Raw genomic sequence first — 16590 nt, forward strand, 5'->3', positions numbered from 1 at the left:
TGTCCCTACTTCTGGCCCGCGCCGGAGGCCTCGCGGGCCGTCCGGTCGGTGTTGAACGGGGTGGTCGTCGTGGCCAGCGGTGAGCACCACTCGTCACAGTTCACCTGAGAGAGGGCCTCGGCCGTGGTGTACGGCTTGCCCGTCTTCTCGTTGATCTCCTTGCGGAGCTCGATGTACTTGTCGAAGTCGGCCTGCTCTAGCGCCCGGACCTCGAAGTTCATCACCGCGTGGTACGAGCCGCAGAGCTCGGCGCAACGCCCGACGAACGCACCGGGACGGTCGATCTGGTCGACCTGGAAGACGTTGTCCTGGTTGTTCTTCTCCGGCATCGGGAAGACGTCGCGCTTGAAGTGGAACTCCGGCACGAAGAACGAGTGGATGACGTCGGTGGAGCGCAGCTTGAACTGGATGCGCTTGCCGGCCGGCAGCACCATGATCGGGACCTCGCCCGAGGTGCCGACCGTGCTGACGACGTTGCCCTCTTCGGTCTTGTGGTCCGGGTACTGGAACTCCCAGTTCCACTGGAACGCGATGACGTCGATGTTCACGTCCGGCGTCTTCGACTTGTCCGTGACGTAGTTCTGCGTCACGGCGGTGAAGTAGAACAACACCGCCACGATCACCGTCGGCACGACGATGAGCACGATCTCCAGCGGGAGGTTGTACGCCGTCTGACGCGGCAGCTCCTCGGACTTCTTGCGGTGGAAGACCACCGACCACAGGATCAGTGCCCACACGATGACGCCGACGACGAGCGCGGCGATCACGGACCACGTCCAGAGCTCGCGCATCTTCTCGGCCTGCGGCGTGACGGCCTGCGGCCATCCGAAGCGCAGCACCTCGTCCGTGGAGCAACCGGTGGCCCCGATACCGACCAGGCTCACAAGCCCAGCGGTCTTCACCAGCCGGGATGCCCTGGTGCCCTCCTTCAGGCCCACTGCTCGCCCGCCTCCTCGTTCACAACTACTGGCCATGCCAACGGATCAAGCGGGAGCGTAGCCCAGCGCACCCGCGCTCACCCCTCGGGGGCACCGCCGCTGCGGTGCAGTTTCGGTCACACAGAGCCCCTTCGGCATACTGAGGACTTCCCCGTGGTCTTCTCCTTCGTGTTTCTTGAGAGGTGCGAGAGCCTTGTGCGGCCTGGCAGGACTTGTTTGCCCCAGCGAGACTGAGGCCGAGAACGCCCGTCCGGCCGTGGAGGCGGCGCTGCGCTGCATGCGGCACCGCGGGCCCGACGAGAGCGGCACCAGGCGTGTCGACGAGGTCGTGTTCGGCTTCAACCGGCTCGCCATCATCGACATCGAGCACTCCCACCAGCCGTTGACCTGGGGTCCGGCGGAGTCGCCGAGCCGGTACACGATCAACTTCAACGGCGAGATCTACAACTACCTGGAGCTGCGCGCCGAGCTCACCGAGAAGCACGGCGCCGTCTTCCACACCGACGGCGACACCGAGACGATCGTCGCCGCGTACCACTACTACGGACCAGCGGCGATCACGAAGCTGCGCGGCATGTTCGCGTTCATCATCTGGGACGCCGAGCGCGAGGTCCTGTTCGGCGGCCGCGACCCGTTCGGCATCAAGCCGCTGTACTGGGCGCAGGGCCAGAGCGGCGTCGCGTTCTCCAGTGAGAAGAAGATCCTCCTGGAGATCGCCTCCTCGATCGGCATCGCGCCGAAGATGAACGTCAAGGGGCTGCAGCACTACCTGACGCTGCAGTACGTGCCGGAGCCCGCCTCGCTGCACGACTCGATCTTCCGCGTCGAGTCGGGCCACTCGTTCACGCTGGTCCCCGGCGAGTCGCCGAAGTTCGAGCGGTACTTCCCGGCGCACTTCAAGGTCCGCACGGTCCGTGACGAGGCCGAGGCGAACGCGCTGTACGACGAGATCACCGCCGCGCTGCGCGACTCGGTCGCCAAGCACATGCGCGCGGACGTGACGGTCGGCTCGTTCCTGTCCGGCGGCATCGACTCGACGGTGGTCGCGGCGCTGGCCAAGGAGCACAACCCGGACCTGATCACGTTCACGACGGGGTTCGAGCGCCAGGGGTTCTCCGAGGTCGACGTGGCCGCGGAGTCGGCAGCGCTGATCGGCGTGAAGCACGTGGTCCGCACGGTGAGCGCGCAGGAGATGATGGACTCCCTGCCGTTGATCACGTGGTACCTCGACGACCCGGTGGCCGACCCCGCGTTGGTGCCGTTGTGGTTCATCGCACGTGAGGCGCGCCAGCACGTGAAGGTCGTGCTGTCGGGTGAGGGCGCGGACGAGCTGTTCGGCGGGTACACGATCTACCGCGAACCGTTGTCGCTGGCGGGTTTCGAGAAGGTGCCGGGCGCGCTGCGCAAGGCGATGGGCAAGGTCTCCACGAAGATCCCGCACGGCGTGCGCGGCAAGGACCTGCTGCGGCGCGGCGCTTTGACGCTGGAAGAGCGCTACTACGGCAACGCGCGGATCTTCCTCGACGACCACCTGCGCCAGGTGCTCAGGACGTACGACCCGGCGGTGTCCCACATGGACGCGACGGCCCAGCCGTACCGCGAGTCGCAGGCGTGGGACCCGGTGACGCGCATGCAGCACGTCGACCTGTTCACGTGGCTGCGCGGGGACATCCTGGTCAAGGCCGACAAGATGACCATGGCGAACTCGCTGGAGCTGCGCGTCCCGTTCCTCGACCCCGAGGTCTTCAAGATCGCGTCGCAGATCCCGAGTGAGTTGAAGATCACGAAGGACACGACGAAGTTCGCGCTGCGCAAGGCGATCCGCGACATCGTGCCGGCGCACGTGCTGAACCGCCGCAAGCTCGGCTTCCCGGTGCCGATCCGGCACTGGCTCAAGGACGAGATGCACGACTGGGCCGTCGAGATCGTGCGTGCTTCCCAGACCGACCAGTACATCGACAAGACCGCAGTGCTGCGGCTGATCGAGGAGCACCGCTCGGGCGTGCTCGACCACAGCCGCCGGATCTGGGCGCTGCTGGTGTTCATGATCTGGCACGGCATCTTCGTCGAGAGCCGCATCCACCCGGTGGTGCCGGAACCGCACTACCCGGTCAAGCTCTAGACGGTCGTGAGGGCCCCTCTCCGGAGGGGCCCTTCCGCGTTATCGGCGACCCTGCGCGCTGCAGATCGCGTACGAGCTGACGACCGTCTCCGGGGACGCCATGAGCTCCAGGTAGCGGTCGAACTCGTCGTCGGTGAGCGGGAGCTTCGCGCGCACCAGGCGTGCGGTCGTGGCGAGCAGGCGGCAGCCCGCAGAGCCGCCCTCCCACTCCTGCACCTCACGCGAGCCGCTCACGTCGTGGAGGCCCGCGTCGAGCAGGGTCCTCTCGATCCGGGCACCCCACGCCAGTTCGGCGCCGGCCTGGTCGAGCAACGTCAGCAGGGCGTTCTTCACCCGCATGATCAGCTTCGCGTCGTCGGGTGCCGCGGCGAGGACTTCGAGGGGCAGGCAGTCGAACTCCTCGAGCACGAGCCAGCCGCCGGGGCGCAACGAGTCGCGCAGCTTGCGCAGCACGAGTTCGCGGGCGGGCAGGTAGAAGAGCACCAGACGGGCGTGGACCAGGTCGAACGCGTTGCCCGGCAGGATGCCGGACACCACGTCGTGCTCCAGGACGGTGACGTTGTCGCGTTCCTCGAGCCGGGTCACGTCGATGTCGGTGACCGTCACGTGCCCGGACGGGGCGACGACGTCGGCCAGCCAGGTCGCGACCGATCCCCCGCCACCCCCGACCTCGAGGCAGCGCCAGCCGTCCGAGACGCCCAGCTGCTCGACGCGGACGAACGTGCCCGCGTCGAGCAGTGAGCTCAGCGCGTCGAACTTCGGATCGAGCGACTCACCGGTGCCGCCGAACAGGTACGTCCCCATTGTCCGATCATGGCAGGACGGGAGCGATCTCCTCAGCGGCTTCTGCACCAAACGCGCCACGAATGCGGGCGAGCGCCGACTCGCGCTCCAGCACCCACTCCTGCGTGCCGACGGTCTCGAGCACCTCGACGGCGATGAACGAACCGAGCTGAGCAGAGCGTTCGATGCTCAGACCCGACGTCAGGCCCGCGAGGAAACCCGCGCGGAAGCCGTCGCCGACGCCGGTCGGGTCGGTCTTCGCGACCTCGGGAACGGCGGGGACGTGCAGCGAGAAACCGTCGCGGTCGACGATCTCGACGCCCTTGGCGCCGAGCGTGGTGACGCGCTTGCCGACGCGGGCGAGGACGTCGGCCTCGGTCCAGCCGGTCTTCTGCAGCAGCAGTTCCCACTCGTAGTCGTTGCTGAAGAGGTACTCGGCGCCCTCGACGAACGCGCGCGCCTGGTCGCCGTCCATGCGGGCGAGCTGCTGCGACGGGTCGACGGCGAACTTGTAGCCGCGCTGACGGCACTCCTCGGCGTGCCGGAGCATGGCCGCGGGGTCGTCGGGGCTGATGACCACGAGCTCGAGGTTCTCGACGCGGTCCGCGATCGGCGCGAGCTCGATGTTGCGCGCCTCGGCCATCGCACCCGCGTAGAAGGACGCGATCTGGCACATGTCGTCGTCGGTCGTGCAGACGAACCGCGCGGTGTGCGCGACGTCGGACACGTACACGCCGGACGTGTCGACACCGTGCCGCTCGAGCCACGAGCGGTAGTCGTCGAAGTCCTTGCCGACGGCACCGACGAGCACCGGCCGGACCCCGAGCACACCGAGGCCGAACGCGATGTTCGCGCCGATGCCACCGCGGCGGACCACGAGGTCGTCGACCAGGAAGCTCAGCGACACACGGTCGAGACGCTCCGCGACCAGCTGGTCCGCGAAACGACCCGGGAAGTGCATCAGATGGTCGGTCGCGATGCTGCCGCACACGGCTAGGGGCACGTCGGCTCCTCTTTTCTTGTTGCGCTAGGTGACAACTCACCCGGACGAGTACCGCCGAGAAGACTACTGTTTGGTAGGGCTACCGCAGGTCAGACCGCCGTCATACGGTCAGGAAGTGACGATTCCAGAGGCCACCACGATGAGTGAACTGATCGAGGACTGCGCGCAGCTCCCCTTCGCTCTGACCCACCCCGAGCACCCTCTCCCCGCCCCGCGCGCCGCCGCGCCCTGGCAGGTCGACGAGCGGTGCGCCCACCAGGTCGAGGGCCTCGCCGAATACGGCGTCTAGCTTCCGGATTCCCGGTTCGTCCGGTTCATACCTGACGGATTTTGTGGTCCGCACGCGGAGAGGCCGCGTTCCCATCGATGCGGGAACGCGGCCTCTCCGCGTGTTCGCCTTAGTGGAACGAGTCGCCGCAGGCGCAAGACCCGCCAGCGTTCGGGTTGTCGATCGTGAAGCCCTGCTTCTCGATCGTGTCCACGAAGTCGATGACAGCGCCCTCGACGTACGGGGCGCTCATGCGGTCGACGGCGACCTTCATGCCGTTGAAGTCGACCATCGCGTCACCGTCGAGCGCGCGCTCGTCGAAGAACAGCTGGTAGCGAAGGCCGGCGCACCCACCGGGCTGGACGGCGATGCGCAGGTGCATGTCGTCGCGGCCCTCCTGGTCGAGCAGCGCCTTGGCCTTGACGGCGGCCGCATCGGTCAGCGTCACGCCGTGGCTGGGCGCCTCGGACTCGGAGGTCGAAGCGGCATCCTGAGCGGTCGTCATGGCTCTCCTAAGAGGTCCTTTGCGGGCGGTTCACCCATCAACAACACGGGCGTGCCCCGCCTTGTTCCACCACCCATGGTCCCACAACGGCACCTCATGACGCCCTGGGTGTCGACTGTCACGTAGACCACCTTCGGGCCGGCCGATATGTCGGTGCGCGCTTTGGGGGGCGCTGCTGGTGATCGCCGGGAGTGTTGCTGGTGATCGTCGGGGCGGTCGCTGGGCAGGGTGGCTAGGCGGGGTCGCTGGGGCAGGGGTGCTGGGGCAGGGGTGCTGGGGCAGGGGTGCTGGGGCAGGGGTGCTGGGGCAGGGGTGCTGGGGCAGGGGTGCTGGGGCGGGGGTGCTGGACGGCGGCTGGACACGTGGCTGGGCAATCGCCAGGCGGGTGGCTCGCCAGGCGGGTGGCTCGGCGGGCGGGTGGCTCGGCGGGCGGGTGGCTCGGCGGGCGGGTGGCTCGGCGGGCGGGTGGCTCGGCGATTGGCGGGCGGGTGGCTTGGTAAGTGACCGGGCGGCTGTCTTGGCGGACAGCCAGACGGCTGGTTGGGCGAACAGCCAGACGGTCGGTTGGGCGAACGCCAAGCGGATGTCGTGGCGGGTGGCTGGGCGAACGCCAGGCGGGTGGGCGGGCGGCTGCCTCGGTGGACCTCTGGTTAGAGGGTCTAACGCGACCACTGCCGGGCGACGTGGCCTGCCGTTGCAATGACACTTTTGCGGGCGTCCGCAATCGACTTGTGCACAGAGCCCACGTGTTCGGACACCGAGTAGGCGGCGTGCACCCCCGCAGCGCCCATCTCGCGGCGGCCGACGGTGACCTGGCCCGCGATGGCGAGGCACGGGATGCCGCGTTCGGCGGCGCCGCCCGCTACGGCGGTGATGAGCTTGCCTCGGAGTGACTGCCAGTCGAAGCTGCCCTCGCCGGTGATGACGACGTCGGCTTCGTCGAGGGCGGTGTCGAGTCCGGTGAGTGCGCGGACCAGGCCCGCGCCTGACGTCACCGTCGCTCCCAGCGAGAGGAGTGCCGCGCCCAGGCCGCCTGCCGCTCCGGCACCCGGTGTGTCGAACACGGGCTTGAGGACGTCCATCGCGGCGAGCTTGGCTTCGAGGCGTTCGACGGCTTCCGGGGACGCGCCCTTCTGCGGGCCGAACGTGTGCGCGGCGCCGTGCGGGCCGAGGAGCGGGTTCTCGACGTCGGAGGCGGCCACCAGTGAGGTGCCGGTCAGGTCGACGCCCGCGTCCGTCAGTGCGGCGAGCATGCCGGCGCCGCCGTCGGTCGTGCCGGAGCCGCCTAGGCCGACCGTGATGACATCGTTGTCACCCGCGGCTGCCGCGATGAGCTCACCGACGCCTTGCGTTGTCGCCGTCTCGCAGGTTTGCGGGCGGAGGTCGGCAGGGATGAGGTGGAGGCCGCAGGCCTCCGCGGACTCGATGTATGCAACTCGTACACCGTCGGTGTGCACGCTGAGCCAGCGGGCTTCGACCAGGTCACCTAGCGGGCCGGTGACACTGATATATCGGATATCACCGCCTATGGCCGCGTGCAGGACGTCGATGAAGCCGGGGCCTCCGTCGGCCAGCGGGCGTTGGGTGACGACGTCGTCGGGCTTGGCCTCGCGCCAGCCGGTGGCGATGGCGTCGGCGGCCTCGCGGGCGGTCAGGGTGCCGCCGAAGCAGTCCGGAGCGATGAGTACGCGCACCTCGCGAAAGGTACAGAAAACCCGCTGCCCTACCCTGGTGGTGTGAGGTTCTTGCGCCGCAACTCCGACGACACCGCCACGGCCACCAAAGACGCGTCGGCACCCGAGTCCGGTGCCGAGCTCGTCGAGCCGCTCGACAGGGCGCGCACGGCGGCCAAGGGCAAGGCGACGCCCAAGCGGCGTGAGGCGCAGGGGCGGCGCACCGGTCCGGTCCCGCCGCCTCCCCAGACGCAGCGCGAGGCGTTCAAGCGCATGCGCGGCAACAAGGTGAGCAAGGAAGAGCGCCGTGCCGCGGCCACCGAGCGCCGTCAGCGCATGATGGCGGGCGAGGACAAGTACCTGCTGCCGCGCGACCGCGGTCCGGTCAAGGCGTACATCCGCGACCTGGTCGACTCGCGGCGCAACCTCATGGGCCTGTTCATGCCGCTCGCGATCCTGGTGTTCGTGGCGCTGCTGACGCCGTCGCTGGCCGTGCAGCGGTACGCGACGCTCGCGACGACGTTCATGCTGATCGCGATGGTCATCGAGGGCATCGTGCTCGGCCGCCTCGTCACGAGGAAGGTGCGGGCGAAGTTCCCGACCGAGCCGATCAAGGGCCTGTCGATCGGCTGGTACTCGTTCATCCGCGCGAGCCAGATCCGCAAGCTCCGCGTGCCCAAGCCGCGCGTGAAGCCGGGCGACGCGATCAAGTAAGCGGGTGCGCGAGAAGCAGCGCAGGCTTCAGCTGCCGGAGAGGCTCCGATGGGACCACAACGCGTGGTACCGCCGGTGGCTGCTCCGGCAGTTGCCGTCTGAGGCCAGTTCGGCGCTCGACGTCGGGTGCGGGCTCGGTGACCTGGCGCGGTCGCTCGGCGCCCGCGAGGTCACCGCCATCGACGCCAGCGCGCGCATGATCGAACGGGCCGCCTCGACGAGCGACGAGGTCCGATGGATCCACGGCGACGTGCTCACCCACGACCTCGGGCAGTACGACGTCGTCACCGCCGAGGCGAGCTTGCACCACTTGCCGTTGCGAGAGGGTCTAACGCGGCTCGCGGAACTCACCAGGCCCGGCGGGCGGCTCATCGTCGTCGGGCTCTACATGACGGCGACGTGGGCGGACAGGGCGATGGAGCTCGTGACGTTGCCCGCGAACGCACTCGTCGGTCTCGTGAAGGCCGTGAGCGGCCGGAGCGAGAGGCCGCACGACCCCGAGATGCTCGTCGTGATGACCGCTCCGACGTTGCCCGAGATCCGGGTGGCGGCGCGGGAGGTTCTGCCCGGGGTGCGGGTGCGCAGGCGCCTGTTCTGGCGGTATTCCATGGTGTGGCACGCGCCCGAAGTTCATTAGCAGCACGAACGATTTCGGTTTAAGCTCGGATGTATGAAGTTCCGTCGACTCGGCCGCAGCGGCCTGTCCATCAGTGAGATCTCGTACGGCAACTGGCTCACGCACGGTTCCCAGGTCGAGGAGGAGCAGGCTCACGCCTGTGTGAAGGCGGCGCTGGAGTCGGGGATCACCACCTTCGACACCGCCGACGTCTACGCCAACACGGCCGCGGAGTCGGTGCTCGGCCGGGCGCTGCAGGGGCAGCGGCGCGAGTCGCTCGAGATCCTCACCAAGGTCTACTGGCCGACCGGCCCCGGCGGTCCCAACGACCGCGGGCTCGGCCGCAAGCACATCATGGAGTCGGCCAACGCGTCGCTCAAGCGCCTGCAGACCGACTACGTCGACCTCTACCAGGCGCACCGGTACGACCACAGCGTCCCGCTCGAGGAGACGATGCTGGCGTTCGCCGACCTGGTCCGCCAGGGCAAGGTCCTCTACGTCGGCGTGTCCGAGTGGACCGCAGACCAGATCACCCGCGGTGCCGCGCTGGCCCGCGAGCTGAACGTGCCGTTCGTGTCGCACCAGCCGCAGTACTCGATGCTGTGGCGCGTCATCGAGCCGCAGGTCGTCCCCGCGTGCGAGCGCGAGGGCATCAGCCAGATCGTCTTCTCGCCCATCGCCCAGGGCATCCTGACCGGCAAGTACCTGCCGGGCGCCGAGGCGCCGGAGGGCTCACGCCTGGCCGACGCGCGGGGTTCACAGATGATCTCGCGCTGGATGCGGGACGACGTGCTCAACGCCGTTCAGCAGCTCAAGCCGATCGCGGACGAGGCCGGCATCACGCTGGCGCAGCTCGCCGTCGCGTGGGTGCTGAAGAACCCGAACGTCGCGTCCGCGATCATCGGCGCGTCCCGTCCGGAGCAGGTCGTCGAGAACGTCAAGGCGATCGACGTCGAGCTCGGCGACGACGTCCTCAAGCGGATCGACGGCGTGCTGGAAGGCGTCATCACCGACGACCCGAGGCTCACCGCCCAGGGCTGAGCCACTCGGCCCTGTTCTCATTGAGCAGGGCGCAGGCTCATCGGGCCGTAGACCTCGGTCCCCGAGTTCAGCAGCGTGACCTGCTCGACCCCGGCGTCGGGCAGGTCACGCCACTCGTTGCTCAACCACTCCTCGGCCTCGGACTGGTCGGCGAACATCACATCCGGGCCCGCGACGTCGCGTCCCTGTGCATCCTGGTAGCGCCAGCGGTATTCCACGGACGAAGGCTAACTCTCTTGTCACGTCGCACGCTCGTGCTCGGTGGAGCACGTTCGGGCAAGTCAGCGCATGCGGAAGGTCTGCTCACCGAGCCGATCGTGACCTACGTCGCCACCGCCCGCCGCTACCCGGACGACCCCGACTGGGACGCCCGCATCGCGCTGCACGTCGCGCGACGCCCGTCCACCTGGCACACGGTCGAGGCGTCCACGCCGGACGACCTGCCCGCGTTGCTCACCGCGACGCAGTACGAGGACCCGCCGATCCTGGTCGACGACCTCTCGACCTGGCTGGTCGGCGTGCTCGACGACGCCGGAGCCTGGGACGGCGACGGCACCGACGCGATCACGCGCGCCGTCGACCAGCTCGTGCGTTCGGTCGCCACGTGCCGGGCCCGGCTGGTGCTCGTGACGGCGGAGGTCGGCCTCGGCGTCATTCCGTCGACGCGCTCTGGCAGGCTCTTCCGCGATCACCTCGGTGCGCTCAACGCGCGCGTCGCCGAGGTGTGCGACGACGTCACCCTGCTCGTCGCCGGCATCCCGTTGACACTGCGTTAAGGAGCGACCAGGTGAGCACCGAGTTCCCGTCGGTTGAACCGCCGGACGAGACCGTTCTGCGCGAGGCCGAGGCCCGGCACGCGGTGCTGACCAAGCCGGTCGGCTCGCTCGGCAGGCTCGAGGAGCTGGGCAACTGGATCGCCGCCTGCCAGGGCGTCGTGCCGCCGAAGCCGTTCGTGCGGCCGCGGGTCGTCGTGTTCGCGGGCGACCACGGCATCACCGCGCAGGGCGTGTCGGCGTTCCCGAGCGAGGTGACCGGCCAGATGGTCGCGAACTTCCTGACCGGTGGCGCCGCGGTCAACGTGCTCGCGCAGGTCGCCGGTGCCACGGTCCGCGTCGTCGACATGGCCGTCGACGCGGACACCCCGGCGGCGGTCAGCCAGCACAAGGTCAGGCGTTCGTCCGGCTCGATCGACCGCGAGGACGCGCTCACCCGTGAGCAGTGCGAACTCGCGATCGCGGCCGGTCGCGCCATCGCCGACGAGGAGGTCGACGCGGGCGCCGACGTGCTCGTCGCGGGCGACATGGGCATCGGCAACACGACGCCCGCCGCCGTGCTCATCGCGTCGCTGACCGGGTCGGAGCCCGTCGCGGTCGTCGGGCGCGGCACCGGCATCGACGACCAGGCGTGGATGCGCAAGACGGCGGCGATCCGGGACGCGCTGCGCCGGGCCCGCCTGGTGATCAGCGACCCGGTGTCGTTGCTGGCCACGGCCGGTGGCGCCGACATCGCCGCGATGGCCGGGTTCGTGGCGCAGGCCGCGGTGCGCAAGACGCCCGTCGTGCTCGACGGCGTCGTCGTCGGTGCGGCCGCTGTCGTCGCTGAGGAGTTGGCACCGGGTGCGCGGGAGTGGTGGGTGGCCGGGCACGAGTCGGCCGAGCCCGCGCACGCGATCGCTCTCGGACACCTCAACCTGAAGCCGCTGCTCGAGTTCGGGATGCGGCTCGGTGAGGGGTCTGGTGCCGTGGCGGCGCTGCCGTTGCTGATCTCGGCGGTGAAGGTGCTCGCGGAGATGGCGACGTTCGAGAGCGCCGGTGTCACCAACCGGGAAGACACGAACCGCGACAACACAGCGCCTGAACCCGAAGAAGACACGACTGCGTGAAGCTCGCTTTCTCCTGGCTGACGGTCCTGCCGCTGCGCGTTGACCACGTAGACCGCAAAGCGGCGGGGCGGGCCATCGCGTGGACACCCGTCGTCGGCGTCGTGCTCGGCGCCTTCGTCGTCGGCGTGCTCGAGCTTCTGGCGATGTCCAACACACCGGCGCTCGTGGCCGGGTTCCTGGTCGTCGGCGTCGTCGCGCTGTCCACACGCGGTATGCACCTCGACGGGCTGGCCGACGTCGCCGACGGGCTCGGGTGTTACGGACCGCCGGAGCGCGCGCTCGAGGTCATGAAGGACGGCGGCGCGGGGCCTTTCGGCGTCGTCTCGCTGATCGTGGTGCTCGGCGCGCAGGCCGCCGCACTCCCCCACGCTCACTGGGGCGTGGTGCTGCTCGCGTTCGCGACGAGCCGGGCGGCGTTCGGGATCTGCTGCATGCGCGGCGTGCCCGCGGCACGGTCTGAGGGGCTTGGTGCGCTCGTTGCGGGCACACAGCATCCGTGGTTGGTCATCGGCACGTGGGTGGTGCTCGCTGCTGCGGCGATTCCGCTCGGGTGGCGTGCGGTTGTCGCCGTCGTCGTCGCGTTCGCGCTCGTGTGGCTGCTGGTGAAGCACACCGGAAAGCGTTTCGGCGGCATCACCGGTGATGTGCTCGGTGCTGCCGCCGAAATCGCGCTCCTGGCCGTGCTGGTGATCGCTTAGGACTTCAGCGTCGTCATCCAGCCGTGGGTGTCGGCGACGTGGCCGTGCTGGAGGCCGGTCAGGCTCTCGCGCAGCTTCTTCGTCACCGGTCCGGTGCCGCCGTCGGCGATGTCGAACTCGCCACCGGCGTGCTTGACGTGGCCGACCGGCGTGATGACCGCCGCCGTGCCACAGGCGAAGACCTCGGTGAGCTCACCGGAGGCGTTGGCCTTCTCCCACTCCTCGGTCGAGATGCGGCGCTCCTCCACGGACAGGCCGAGGTCGGAGGCCAGCGCCAGCAACGAGTTCCGGGTGATGCCGGGAAGCAGCGTGCCGGTCAGCTCGGGCGTGATCACCTTGTCCCCGAAGACGAAGAACAGGTTCATCCCGCCCATCTCCTCGACCCAGCGGCGTTCCACCGCGTCGAGCCAGACGACCTGGTCGCAGCCCTTCTCGGCGGCCTGCGCCTGCGCCACGAGGGACGCGGCGTAGTTGCCCGCGAACTTGGCCGCGCCGGTGCCACCGGGGGCCGCGCGGACGTACTCGGTCGAGAGCCACACGCTCACGGGGCGGACGCCGCCCGCGAAGTAGGAGCCGGCGGGAGAGGCGATCAGCACGTAGAGGTACTCGGTCGCGGGTCGCACGCCGAGGCCCTTCTCCGTGGAGATCATGAACGGCCGCAGGTAGAGGGACTCCTCCTCGGCCGAGGGCACCCAGCGGTCGTCGACCGCGAGGATCTGCCGCACGGACTCCAGGAAGAGCTCGTCGGGGAGTTCGGGCATCGCCATGCGGCGGGCCGACGCGCGGAAGCGCTCGGCGTTCGCCTCGGGGCGGAAGGACGCGATCGAACCGTCGGGCTGCCGGTAGGCCTTGAGCCCTTCGAAGATCGCCTGGCCGTAGTGCAGCACCATTGCCGCGGGGTCCAGTGCGAGGGTGGAGTACGGGCCGACTTCAGCGTCGTGCCAGCCCTTCTCGCGGTTCCAGCGGATCGTCACCATGTGGTCGGTGAAGTGCTGCCCGAAGCCCGGCTTGGCAAGTACTTCCGCTACGCGTTCCGGGGTCGCCGGGTGCGGGTGGGAAGTCCGGGTGAAAGGCAACTCGCTCGTCATGTGAGCACGGTAACCCGCTGGTCGGGATACGGAAAATCCTCTTCCCAAAACTCGGACGTCCTACTAAGTGAAGCTCGATAGAGTCCCCGGCCATGACCGAGCCGAAAAGATCTTCCAGAGGTTCCGACGTCCGCACCGTCTTACAGGCCGCGCTGCTCGTTCTGGGCACCGGCATGACGTTTCTGGACGGCTGGTCGCTGTGGGGTGGCGGCGGCATCGTGGCCGCCGTGTTCACCGCCGGGACCTTCCTGTTCGTCTACTGGGCGCTCACCAGGGAGAAGCCCGACATCACCAACGGCAGGATCATCGGCCTTGCGGTTGGCGTTGGCGTGACGCTGCTCGTCTTCCTCTCAACGCAGACGTGAGGCCGATGAGCCCGGTGCCGGCGCCGAGCCCCGCGATGGAGATCAGCATCGCGGGGATCGGCAGGCTCATGGCGAGCAGCACCGAGAGCCCGAGCCCGAGACACGCGGTGCGCATGGGCCACGTGCGGTCGTTCTGCAGCAGCACCCTGGCCGACGCGTTCGTGAAGGCGTAGTAGAACAACGTCCCGCAGGCCGCCACTCCCAGCGCCGTCCCCAGCGGCATCAGCACGACGGCGAGCGCGGAAGCGAGCACCACGACCAGCGACAACGCACCGGGCCTGAGCCGGGTCGGCAGGTCACCGTCCTCGGTCAGGCCGGTCAGCGTGCGGTGCGCGGACGCGAGGACGAAGTGCAGCGCGGCCACACCGGCCACCGCGGCGGCGATCTGCACCAGAGGCACGAGCGCGGCCGAGTCCGCCGCGACGAGCGCGTCCCGCAGCGGCGCCGGCGACAACGCGAGGCGCGCGCTGCCGAGCTGACGGAGCACTCCGGCGCCCACGGCCAGGTAGACGAGGAACGACAGTCCGATCAGGACTGGGATCGCGACCCTCAGCACGGCCACCGGGTGCGGCTTCTCACCGCGGGCCGGGGCGGTGATGCGTTCGAAGCCCGCGAACGCCATGAACATCAGTCCGGCGACGCCGACGAGTTCGTTGACGGTGCCGGCCTCGCCTGCCGACGGCACGGGCGCGATCGAGAAGCTCGCCGCGACGACCAGCCCCAGCACGACGAGGACGACCACCGACACCAGCGCGCTGACACCGGCGGTGAAGCGGAACCCGGCCGCGCCGAGCAACGCCGTCGTGACGACGAGGATGAGCGCGCCGGCCATCGGCTGGCCGGGCACGACGTACGCGCCGAACATCAACGCCACCGCCGCCGCCATGGCGAACCGGCCGAGCAGGTGCGCACTCGCTGTCATCCTTGCGGGCCACACGCCGAGTTGCGCTCGTACGTATCCGTAACCGCCGCCGACGTCCGGGTAGGCCCGGGACTGGTCCGCCGTGGAGAAGGCCGAGCACAGGGCGGCGAGCGCGGAAATGGCCAGCGCCGGGAGCACCCACCAGCCGGCAAGGCTTGCCGCTGGGGCGAATCCGGCGAAGACCCCTGCTCCGAGCACCGCGGGAAGACCGAGCGCGACCGTAGTGACGATCTCGCGAGGCGTGTGGGTCACCGGTACACGTTCTCAGATGCGGCATCCGGCCGTAACCACCCGGTCGACTGATGCGTGAAACGGGCGAATCGCCACTGTGCGCAACTGTCAACGTCACGGATTGCGGCGAACGTGGCGGGGCTGGGCATTGGTGGGACAGTCCGACCTTTAGCATGGGTCACGATTCCGAGCCCCGCCCGCAACAACCCTGGAGCAGCACGTGACAGCCCCGAAGCTGGCCCTCACCGAAGGTGACCTGAGCACCACCGCCGCGGACGCAGTCGTCGTGGGCACCCTGCAGGGTGCGGACGGGCTGGAGCTCGCCCCCGGTGCCGAAGCTGTCGCCGCCGCGTTCGACGGCGCACTGCTCGACGTGCTCGGCACGCTGCGCGCGTCCGGCAAGGCCGACGAACTGGTGAAGGTGCCGACCTTCGGCAAGATCGCCGCCCCGCTCGTGCTGGCCGTCGGCCTCGGCAAGACGGCGGGCGAGGAGCAGGTGCGCCGCGCGTCCGGTGTCGCCGCCCGCGCCCTGGCCGGCAAGAAGCGCGCGATCAACACGCTCGCCGCGCTGCACGTCGGTGCCGCGGCCGAGGGCACGCTGCTCGGCGCGTACTCGTTCACCGAGTACAAGTCGGACAAGGGCGAGGGCGCGGTCGTCAAGGTCGACCTGCACGCCGCCGGTTCCAAGGAGAACAAGGCCGCGCTGAAGGCCGCCGTCGCGATCGCCGAGTCCGTCGCCATCGCGCGTGACTTCATCAACACGCCGCCGAACGACCTCTACCCCGCCTCGTTCGCCGCCCGCGCGGAGAAGCTCGCCACCGCCGCCGGTCTCGACGTCGAGATCCTCGACGAGAAGGCGCTGAAGAAGCAGGGCTTCGGCGGCATCCTCGGCGTCGGCGTGGGCTCGACCCGCCAGCCGCGCCTCGTGCGCATCTCGTACAAGGGCGCGAAGGCCGTCAAGAAGGTCGCCCTGGTCGGCAAGGGCATCACGTTCGACACCGGCGGCATCTCGATCAAGCCGGCCGCGGGCATGGACGAGATGACCTCGGACATGTCGGGTGCCGCCGCGATCGTCGCCACGATGGTGCTCGCCGCGAAGCTCAAGTACCCGCTGGAGATCATCGCGTCGATCCCGATGGCGGAGAACATGCCGTCCGGCGACGCGTACCGCCCCGGCGACGTGCTGACCATGTACGGCGGCAAGACCGTCGAGGTGCTCAACACCGACGCCGAGGGCCGCCTGATCCTGTCCGACGCCATCGTGCGCGCGTGCGAGGACGGCCCGGACTACCTGATCGAGACCGCGACCCTGACCGGCGCGCAGGTCGTCGCCCTGGGCAAGCGCACCTCGGGCGTCATGGGCTCCGACGAGTTCCGCGACCGCGTGGCCGCCATCGGCACCGCCGTCGGCGAGTCGGCGTGGCCGATGCCGCTGCCCGAGGAGCTCCGCGCGGACCTCGACTCGCGCCTGGCCGACCTCGCGAACGTCACGGGCCACCGCTGGGGCGGCATGCTCGCGGCCGGTCTGTTCCTGCGCGAGTTCGTGGCCGAGGGCGTGCAGTGGGCGCACATCGACATCGCCGGTCCGGCGTTCCACACGGGCGGGCCGTACGGCTACACCTCGAAGGGCGGCACTGGTGTTCCGGTGCGGACCATCGCGGCCGTGCTGGCGGACATCGCGGCCAACGGCTGAGCCGCTGACTCCTGGGAACGGGCGGGGATCCTTCGGGGTCTCCGCCCG

18 protein-coding genes are annotated in these 16590 nt (G+C 69.5%); 10 read left to right on the plus strand and 8 right to left on the minus strand.

The window, feature by feature from the left end:
* Positions 1–5: 5 nt before the first annotated feature.
* Positions 6–938 carry an aa3-type cytochrome oxidase subunit II gene (gene ctaC / locus IEY88_RS34900; RefSeq protein ID WP_229694060.1) on the minus strand — a complete coding sequence of 311 codons (933 nt, stop codon included), beginning with the start codon at positions 936–938 and terminating at the stop codon, positions 6–8.
* A 193-nt stretch (positions 939–1131) separates the two neighbouring features.
* On the opposite strand from ctaC, the gene asnB reads away from it, so the two are divergent.
* Positions 1132–3060 (plus strand): asparagine synthase (glutamine-hydrolyzing), encoded by a 1929-nt coding sequence (gene asnB / locus IEY88_RS34905; protein WP_189159181.1) that lies wholly within the window; start codon positions 1132–1134, stop codon positions 3058–3060.
* Between the two features lie 39 nt (positions 3061–3099).
* On the opposite strand, the gene IEY88_RS34910 is transcribed toward asnB, so the two are convergent.
* Both IEY88_RS34910 and IEY88_RS34915 read right to left on the minus strand, forming a co-directional pair.
* Positions 3100–3864, minus strand: coding sequence for a class I SAM-dependent methyltransferase (locus IEY88_RS34910; RefSeq protein ID WP_189159182.1), 765 nt, complete (start codon positions 3862–3864; stop codon positions 3100–3102).
* A gap of 7 nt (positions 3865–3871) precedes the next feature.
* Positions 3872–4804: a carbohydrate kinase family protein gene (locus IEY88_RS34915; RefSeq protein WP_189159324.1), complete on the minus strand. Its 933-nt coding sequence runs from the start codon at positions 4802–4804 to the stop codon at positions 3872–3874.
* A gap of 157 nt (positions 4805–4961) precedes the next feature.
* On the opposite strand from IEY88_RS34915, the gene IEY88_RS34920 reads away from it, so the two are divergent.
* The gene (locus tag IEY88_RS34920) at positions 4962–5135 is read left to right on the plus strand and encodes a hypothetical protein (protein ID WP_157512842.1); all 174 of its coding nucleotides are present in this window, start codon (positions 4962–4964) and stop codon (positions 5133–5135) included.
* Positions 5136–5244: 109 nt separating this feature from the next.
* Here IEY88_RS34920 and IEY88_RS34925 read toward each other — a convergent pair whose 3' ends face one another.
* Positions 5245–5619, minus strand: a complete 375-nt coding sequence (locus IEY88_RS34925) for a HesB/IscA family protein (RefSeq protein WP_189159183.1) — start codon at positions 5617–5619, stop codon at positions 5245–5247.
* 659 nt (positions 5620–6278) lie between these two features.
* Entirely contained in the window at positions 6279–7313 is a 1035-nt protein-coding gene (locus IEY88_RS34930; protein WP_189159184.1) for a glycerate kinase family protein, read from the minus strand.
* Positions 7314–7355: 42 nt separating this feature from the next.
* Here IEY88_RS34930 and IEY88_RS34935 point away from each other — a divergent pair, with 42 nt between their 5' ends.
* The 3 genes from IEY88_RS34935 to IEY88_RS34945 are packed head-to-tail and all read left to right on the plus strand — an operon-like array spanning position 7356 to position 9663.
* A complete protein-coding gene (locus IEY88_RS34935) occupies positions 7356–8006 on the plus strand; it encodes a DUF3043 domain-containing protein (protein ID WP_189159185.1) in 651 nt (216 codons plus the stop codon).
* 4 nt (positions 8007–8010) lie between these two features.
* Positions 8011–8643: a class I SAM-dependent methyltransferase gene (locus IEY88_RS34940; protein ID WP_189159186.1), complete on the plus strand. Its 633-nt coding sequence runs from the start codon at positions 8011–8013 to the stop codon at positions 8641–8643.
* A 33-nt stretch (positions 8644–8676) separates the two neighbouring features.
* Positions 8677–9663 carry an aldo/keto reductase family protein gene (locus tag IEY88_RS34945; RefSeq protein WP_189159187.1) on the plus strand — a complete coding sequence of 329 codons (987 nt, stop codon included), beginning with the start codon at positions 8677–8679 and terminating at the stop codon, positions 9661–9663.
* 17 nt (positions 9664–9680) lie between these two features.
* On the opposite strand, the gene IEY88_RS34950 is transcribed toward IEY88_RS34945, so the two are convergent.
* Positions 9681–9881 carry a hypothetical protein gene (locus tag IEY88_RS34950; protein WP_189159188.1) on the minus strand — a complete coding sequence of 67 codons (201 nt, stop codon included), beginning with the start codon at positions 9879–9881 and terminating at the stop codon, positions 9681–9683.
* 18 nt (positions 9882–9899) lie between these two features.
* Here IEY88_RS34950 and cobU point away from each other — a divergent pair, with 18 nt between their 5' ends.
* From cobU to cobS, 3 genes are read left to right on the plus strand one after another with little or no spacing between them, the layout of a single operon-like run.
* Entirely contained in the window at positions 9900–10439 is a 540-nt protein-coding gene (cobU, locus tag IEY88_RS34955) for a bifunctional adenosylcobinamide kinase/adenosylcobinamide-phosphate guanylyltransferase (protein ID WP_189159189.1), read from the plus strand.
* An 11-nt stretch (positions 10440–10450) separates the two neighbouring features.
* Positions 10451–11545 carry a nicotinate-nucleotide--dimethylbenzimidazole phosphoribosyltransferase gene (gene cobT, locus IEY88_RS34960; RefSeq protein WP_189159190.1) on the plus strand — a complete coding sequence of 365 codons (1095 nt, stop codon included), beginning with the start codon at positions 10451–10453 and terminating at the stop codon, positions 11543–11545.
* Positions 11542–12243, plus strand: a complete 702-nt coding sequence (gene cobS, locus IEY88_RS34965; protein WP_189159191.1) for an adenosylcobinamide-GDP ribazoletransferase — start codon at positions 11542–11544, stop codon at positions 12241–12243. The genes cobT and cobS overlap by 4 nt, the downstream gene beginning before the upstream one ends.
* Here the strand turns inward: cobS and IEY88_RS34970 are convergent.
* On the minus strand, positions 12240–13331 hold the full coding sequence (locus IEY88_RS34970) for a branched-chain amino acid aminotransferase (RefSeq protein WP_189159192.1): 1092 nt from the start codon (positions 13329–13331) through the stop codon (positions 12240–12242). The genes cobS and IEY88_RS34970 overlap by 4 nt on opposite strands.
* Positions 13332–13423: 92 nt before the next feature.
* Here IEY88_RS34970 and IEY88_RS34975 point away from each other — a divergent pair, with 92 nt between their 5' ends.
* Entirely contained in the window at positions 13424–13696 is a 273-nt protein-coding gene (locus IEY88_RS34975) for a hypothetical protein (protein ID WP_189159193.1), read from the plus strand.
* Here the strand turns inward: IEY88_RS34975 and IEY88_RS34980 are convergent.
* On the minus strand, positions 13635–14870 hold the full coding sequence (locus tag IEY88_RS34980; protein WP_189159194.1) for an APC family permease: 1236 nt from the start codon (positions 14868–14870) through the stop codon (positions 13635–13637). The two genes, IEY88_RS34975 and IEY88_RS34980, sit on opposite strands and share 62 nt — an antisense overlap.
* A 199-nt stretch (positions 14871–15069) precedes the next feature.
* Between IEY88_RS34980 and IEY88_RS34985 the strand changes: the two genes are divergently transcribed.
* Entirely contained in the window at positions 15070–16542 is a 1473-nt protein-coding gene (locus IEY88_RS34985) for a leucyl aminopeptidase (RefSeq protein ID WP_189159195.1), read from the plus strand.
* Positions 16543–16590 lie beyond the last annotated feature (48 nt).

The organism is Lentzea pudingi, from assembly GCF_014646255.1.
Lineage (GTDB): Bacteria > Actinomycetota > Actinomycetes > Mycobacteriales > Pseudonocardiaceae > Lentzea > Lentzea pudingi.

Excerpts from the sequence above, each read along its gene's own strand:
- IEY88_RS34910 (WP_189159182.1), bottom strand. The coding sequence starts at position 3,864 with ATGGGGACGTACCTGTTCGGCGGCACCGGTGAGTCGCTCGATCCGAAG.
- IEY88_RS34915 (WP_189159324.1), bottom strand. The coding sequence starts at position 4,804 with ATGCACTTCCCGGGTCGTTTCGCGGACCAGCTGGTCGCGGAGCGTCTC.
- IEY88_RS34925 (WP_189159183.1), bottom strand. The coding sequence starts at position 5,619 with ATGACGACCGCTCAGGATGCCGCTTCGACCTCCGAGTCCGAGGCGCCC.
- IEY88_RS34975 (WP_189159193.1), top strand. The coding sequence starts at position 13,424 with ATGACCGAGCCGAAAAGATCTTCCAGAGGTTCCGACGTCCGCACCGTC.
- IEY88_RS34970 (WP_189159192.1), bottom strand. The coding sequence starts at position 13,331 with ATGACGAGCGAGTTGCCTTTCACCCGGACTTCCCACCCGCACCCGGCG.
- IEY88_RS34945 (WP_189159187.1), top strand. The coding sequence starts at position 8,677 with ATGAAGTTCCGTCGACTCGGCCGCAGCGGCCTGTCCATCAGTGAGATC.